Source organism: Corallococcus praedator (assembly GCF_003612125.1).
In the GTDB taxonomy this organism is placed as follows: domain Bacteria; phylum Myxococcota; class Myxococcia; order Myxococcales; family Myxococcaceae; genus Corallococcus; species Corallococcus praedator.
The window spans coordinates 1-393 of record NZ_RAWI01001379.1 but is presented as its reverse complement, the minus strand read 5'-3'; the positions used below and the strand labels follow the sequence as shown (position 1 = coordinate 393).

General features: G+C 48.9%; 1 protein-coding gene. It reads right to left on the bottom strand.

The features are described from left to right. Positions 1-153: 153 nt before the first annotated feature. Positions 154-393 (bottom strand): hypothetical protein (locus D7Y13_RS44540; RefSeq protein WP_208734752.1); only part of this gene is annotated, 240 nt, incomplete at its 5' end.

Below are 393 nucleotides of genomic sequence, written 5' to 3'. Positions count from 1 at the left end.
CGCTTGATGAACCGCCTGAAGGATTCGCCATTCCTACCCTGCCTGAGCGTCCTGAAGAATTTTCGCCGGGACTGACGCCAGAACTGATGGAGCTGGTTGAAGAAATCTCAAGGCTGACGTAAGCGTGATTGAGCTGCAAGCTTTGCAGCTTAATTAGTGTATTGGCTGAACGAGTTCTTGCTCCTGTGCTATCTGCGCGGGAGCAAGAATTTTGTTGAGTTCGTGTTCGACATCATGTTCAACCACGAACACATTTGAGTAGAGATTGGCGAGAATTTGCTGTCCCTGCTGCGTGAGCTGCAAATAGCGCAAGCCGTGCTTGACATAAGGATAAACGCCATTCCAGTAAAACTTGGGATAGTTGCGCCGCAAATCATCAGGATTTTTGTAGCC